General features: G+C 48.2%; 4 protein-coding genes. 2 read left to right on the plus strand and 2 right to left on the minus strand.

The features are described from left to right. Positions 1 to 85: 85 nt before the first annotated feature. Together MSA64_RS00415 and yicI are read left to right on the plus strand one after the other, a co-directional pair. Complete coding sequence (locus tag MSA64_RS00415; RefSeq protein WP_118619741.1) at positions 86 to 730, plus strand: response regulator transcription factor; 645 nt, start codon at positions 86 to 88, stop codon at positions 728 to 730. Between the two features lie 252 nt (positions 731 to 982). After that, positions 983 to 3232, plus strand: coding sequence for an alpha-xylosidase (gene yicI / locus MSA64_RS00420; protein ID WP_287890084.1), 2250 nt, complete (start codon positions 983 to 985; stop codon positions 3230 to 3232). A 190-nt stretch (positions 3233 to 3422) separates the two neighbouring features. Here the strand turns inward: yicI and MSA64_RS00425 are convergent, their stop codons facing one another. Together MSA64_RS00425 and MSA64_RS00430 are read right to left on the minus strand one after the other, a co-directional pair. After that, a complete protein-coding gene (locus tag MSA64_RS00425; protein WP_287890086.1) occupies positions 3423 to 3878 on the minus strand; it encodes a threonine/serine exporter family protein in 456 nt (151 codons plus the stop codon). 137 nt (positions 3879 to 4015) lie between these two features. Then, on the minus strand, positions 4016 to 4825 hold the full coding sequence (locus MSA64_RS00430) for a threonine/serine exporter family protein (protein ID WP_022172977.1): 810 nt from the start codon (positions 4823 to 4825) through the stop codon (positions 4016 to 4018). Positions 4826 to 4862: the final 37 nt, after the last annotated feature.

Below are 4862 nucleotides of genomic sequence, written 5' to 3' on the forward strand. Positions count from 1 at the left end.
AAGACAGAGAGATCAAAAGTTCAGAGGAAGTACCTGTGAAGATACTGAACAGTTAATAGAAGAATAAAAAGGGAAGTGATGAAAAATGAAAATACGAGTGTTACTTGTGGAAGACCAGAAGATTATGCAGAAGTATTTCGCCAGCATGGTGCAGGGGGATGAAAGATTCTTGTTGGTGGACGTTCTGAACGACGGAGAAAAGGCTGTTTCTTACTGTAATCATACGGTGGTGGATCTTGTCCTGATGGACGTCCAGACCTTCCAGAACCATGACGGATTGCTGGCTGCAGAAACTATCAAAAAACAACATCCGGCAGTGAAGATCATCGTGATCACATCTCTGGTGGATCCGGAGATCCTTACACGGGCAAAAGAGAAGGGCGCAGACAGTCTGTGGTATAAGGATCACGGACAGGAAGAAATTATGGAGGTGATCGACCGGACTTTGGAGGGAGAACATGTCTTTCCGGACAAGGCGCCGGCCGTGGAGCTGAAGTGGATGAAAAGCGATGAGATCAGTCCCCGGCAGCTGGAGATGCTGAGACTGTATATCAAAGGCTATTCCTATTCGGAGATTGGGAAACAGATGAACTGTTCGGCAGCAGGAGTTCGATGGAATTTTCAGGATATGATAGCAAAAGCCGGCTATTCCTGTAAGGAAGAATTACTGGCCGCAGTGCTGGAAAGCAAGCTGGTCGTAAGTACATTGAAAGGTTGGCAGACATTATAAAAAATCAATAAGTATTTTATTTGCTATCACAAGTGTTAGTGACTGACAATAAGATATCTGTAATAATAATATTACAAAAAAGGAAAAAGATGTCGTGACTGTGAAGGCACTGAACAGTTACGAAAAATCAAAGAAAAGTGAGTGAGAATCTTGTGTTTCATGTGGGAAATTTCTATAATAAAAGAAGAATCGTTAAAAAAAATGAGAAGATTTCTGAGGGCTACAAACATAATGTAAAGGAGACAGGAAATTATGAAATTTACCAATGGTTACTGGTTGCTTCGTGATGAGATGAAAGCTGCCTATGCAGTAGAGTACGGAAGTCACCGGGTATACGGGCAGGAACTGACGATGTATCTGCCGTGTTCCCATATCGTGGATCGGGGAAGCTGTCTGAATATCCCGCTTCTGACGGTGACACTGTCCAGTCCGATGGACGGTGTGATCAAAGTGTCTGCGGTGCATCATGACGGAGCCGTATATAACGGACCTTTTGCAAAGATTTATACCGGCGATGCGCATGTGCGGATCGAGGAGAATGAGGAGCAGCTGATCTATCAGACGGGCTCTCTGAAAGCGGTGATCGATAAAGCACCGAATGGATACAAGATGGCATTTTATGAGGGAGATACTTTCCTCACAGAGTCGAGTTTCCGGAATCTTGCCTATATGCAGAACACAAAAACCGGGAAAAACTATATGCTGGAGCAGATGTTCCTCGATGTGGATGAATATGTCTACGGACTCGGGGAACGTTTCACGCCGTTCGTAAAAAACGGACAGGTGGTGGAGATGTGGAACGAGGATGGCGGAACTGCCAGTGAGATTGCCTATAAAAATATCCCGTTCTATGTGACAAATAAAGGCTACGGTATCCTGGTGGACAACGAGGGCGATGTGGCGTATGAGATCGCCAGTGAGAAGGTAGAACGGGTCCAGTTTTCCGTGGAGGGGGAACGTCTGGATTATTATGTGATCAGTGGAAAAACGCCGATGGGAACCGTAGAAAAATACACAGAACTGACCGGAAAACCGGCATTGCCGCCAGCATGGTCGTTCGGATTGTGGTTGACGACTTCTTTTACTACGAATTATGATGAGGCGACCACTTCCGGTTTTATTCAGGGCATGGCAGACCGGGAGATTCCGCTGCATGTGTTCCATTTTGACTGCTACTGGATGGATGCCTATGAGTGGTGTAACTTTGAATGGGATCCCGCGACATTCCCGGATCCGAAAGGCATGCTGAAACGGTATCATGATCGCGGGCTTCACATCTGTGTATGGATCAATCCGTATATCGGACAGAAATCCTGTCTGTTCAAAGAGGGAAAGGATCATGGTTATCTGGTTAAGAAAACAGACGGAAGCGTATGGCAGACGGATCTGTGGCAGCCTGGTATGGCACTGGTTGATTTTACGAATCCGGATGCTGTGGCATGGTATCAGGGAAAGTTAAAGACGCTGCTGGATATGGGCGTGGATTGCTTTAAAACTGATTTTGGTGAGAGAATCCCGGTGAAAGAAATCGAGTATTTTGACCATTCCGATCCGGTGAAAATGCATAATTACTATACTTATCTGTATAATCAGGCAGTTTTCGAATTACTGGAGCGTGAGAGAGGAACCGGCGAAGCTGTACTGTTCGCGCGTTCTGCCACCGTCGGTGGTCAGCAGTTCCCGGCACACTGGGGCGGTGACTGTTCTGCAAGCTATGTTTCCATGGCAGAGACTCTTCGTGGAGGACTTTCTCTGTCTCTGGGTGGATTTGGTTTCTGGAGTCATGATATCAGTGGATTCGAGAGCACCGCACCGGCGGACATCTACAAACGCTGGTGCCAGTTTGGCCTGTTAAGTTCTCACAGCCGGCTGCACGGTTCATCTTCTTACCGTGTGCCGTGGATGTTTGATGAAGAGGCATGTGATATTCTGCGGGAGTTTGTCAATCTGAAATGTCGTCTGATGCCATACCTGTACGGGCAGGCTGTGCGTTCACACAAAGAAGGCCGTCCGGTGCTGCGCCCGATGTTCCTGGATTTCCCGGAGGATCGTGCATGTGATACCCTGGATCGGCAGTATATGTTCGGCGATTCTCTGCTGGTGGCTCCGATCTTTAAAGAGAACGGTGAAGTGCAGTATTATCTGCCGGAGGGAACCTGGTATAATCTGATCACCGGGGTAGATGTGAGCGGAGGAAAATGGCAGAAAGAGACGCATGATTATCACAGTCTGCCACTGATGATCCGTCCAAATACAGTGCTTGCTTTGGGCAATAATGACCAGAAACCGGATTATGATTATGCGGATGGTGTTAGCCTTCTGGTATCCGCGTTTGATGAGGGAGCCGAAGCGAAAACTGAGATACCGGATCTGAAAGGAGAGACGGTGATGACGGTGACTGCGAAACGTGTGGGAGATGAGATTCACCTGCATGTGGAAGGCGGAAACGGAAATTATACGGTGAAGAGCCTTTCGGGTTGCAAGGTAGTTGTGGAAGCGTAAGAATCTGCGGGGACAGAGAAGAAATACAGAAGCGAAAAAATCCTGTATGCATGCTTTTTTGATGCATTGCATATTAAAAATTGATCTGGTGAATCAATTTGCTTACATAAGATGCGTAGAACACTGCTGGATGTATCTGGATTCTGTGTCGGTCGTGGGAGATTGCAGTTGAAAAAGTCCTGTGTGCGGATCAGTTGCCGGCAGCCGTACCGCGCTCCGCCCAGCGAAACCACTTTTGTGGAAATTCAAAGACAAACAGGATGCCAAGCACGATCGCCACCGCGATCTTCAAAGTCTGGAATCCACGGTCGGAAGCTTTGGCCAGCTGATCCGTCACGACATAATAGGCAGTCCAGTAGATCCCTGCTCCCGGAACCAGCGGGAAGATGCCTGCAACGAGAAAGATCGTCACCGGGCAGTGGCGCCGGACCGCGCTGAGCCTGGAGAGAAAAACGACAAGAACCGTGGCAAAAAAAGTGGAACCGAAGAGCCCGCAGCCAGCCAGCAGTAACTTGTAGCAGATCCAGCCACAGCCACCGGCCAGACCACAGTTTACATAATATTCCTTTGGTACATGAAAGAGCAGGGCGAAAGCGATCGTACCGACGAAAGCGGTAAGAAATTCGAAAAACAGATGTACAGACATAAAGATAACCTCCTGAGAGATAGATAAATATATTTGATTTACGCAAGCAATAAGTAAGCTTCGCAAAGCGTATGTTATCTCGTTTTATAAAATCCGCCGGGACGAAAGAAACCCATGCATTCATAGAACCCCATGAATCACGGCAGAATCGCACCGCCCACAAAATGGTGATACCCGATCATTACAAGACCGACGCCCATTGCGATACTGAACGTGACAAGCAGTGCGTCCAGCATGCGGACCGCACCGGCAATATAGTCCTGGTCGGCGATATCGCGGATGCCATTCGTAAACGCCACACCGGGAACCAGTGGGATGATGGAACCGATGATAATCTCACTCAGATGATGTCCAAGTCCCAACTGATAGATCAGGACGGCGATGAAAGTCACAAACATGCCACCGGATATATTCGTTGCGATTTTGGAAAGCTGTCCTTTCACCACGCACAGCAGATAGACATACAGCAGCAGTCCGGCGATAAAAGCCACGATACAGTCTACCGGATCGCCGCCGAAGAGATAACAGAAGCATCCGCTGCCCACGCCGGAAGCAAGAATCTGGCAGAGATTCCGTTTGGCGGGCATCTGCTGGATATCCTGAAGCTTCTGATAGGCTTCCTCCGGTGTATAGAATCCGTGTTCAATCTCACGGGAGAGCTGGTTGACCGCAGTGACACGGTCAAGCCGGGTAGCACTCAACGGGATGTGGCGTACCCAGGCAAAGTTTTGATCCGAGTTGCTGTCAGCCGTGAGAAAGAAACCACTGCTTAAGACAAACGGATCACACGAGTCGATGCCGTAGGCATGGGCGATCCGGTTGATGGTTTCCTCTACACGGAAAATCTCCGCTCCGCTCGCCAGCAGGATATCCCCGGCAAGTGCCGCCACATTTAACGCCATACGGTTATGTTCTTTTTCTACAGTTTCCAAAATAAAATCCCCCATTGTACACAAAAGATGCGGATACAGAAATAGAAAGATT

Origin of the sequence: Oliverpabstia sp. (assembly GCF_022785585.1) — a bacterium.
Lineage (GTDB): Bacteria > Bacillota > Clostridia > Lachnospirales > Lachnospiraceae > Oliverpabstia > Oliverpabstia intestinalis.

What these genes read in the sequence shown, in the direction of transcription:
- MSA64_RS00415 (WP_118619741.1), top strand. Translation starts at nt 86, where the DNA reads ATGAAAATACGAGTGTTACTTGTGGAAGACCAGAAGATTATGCAGAAG.
- yicI (WP_287890084.1), top strand. Translation starts at nt 983, where the DNA reads ATGAAATTTACCAATGGTTACTGGTTGCTTCGTGATGAGATGAAAGCT.
- MSA64_RS00425 (WP_287890086.1), bottom strand. Translation starts at nt 3,878, where the DNA reads ATGTCTGTACATCTGTTTTTCGAATTTCTTACCGCTTTCGTCGGTACG.
- MSA64_RS00430 (WP_022172977.1), bottom strand. Translation starts at nt 4,825, where the DNA reads ATGGGGGATTTTATTTTGGAAACTGTAGAAAAAGAACATAACCGTATG.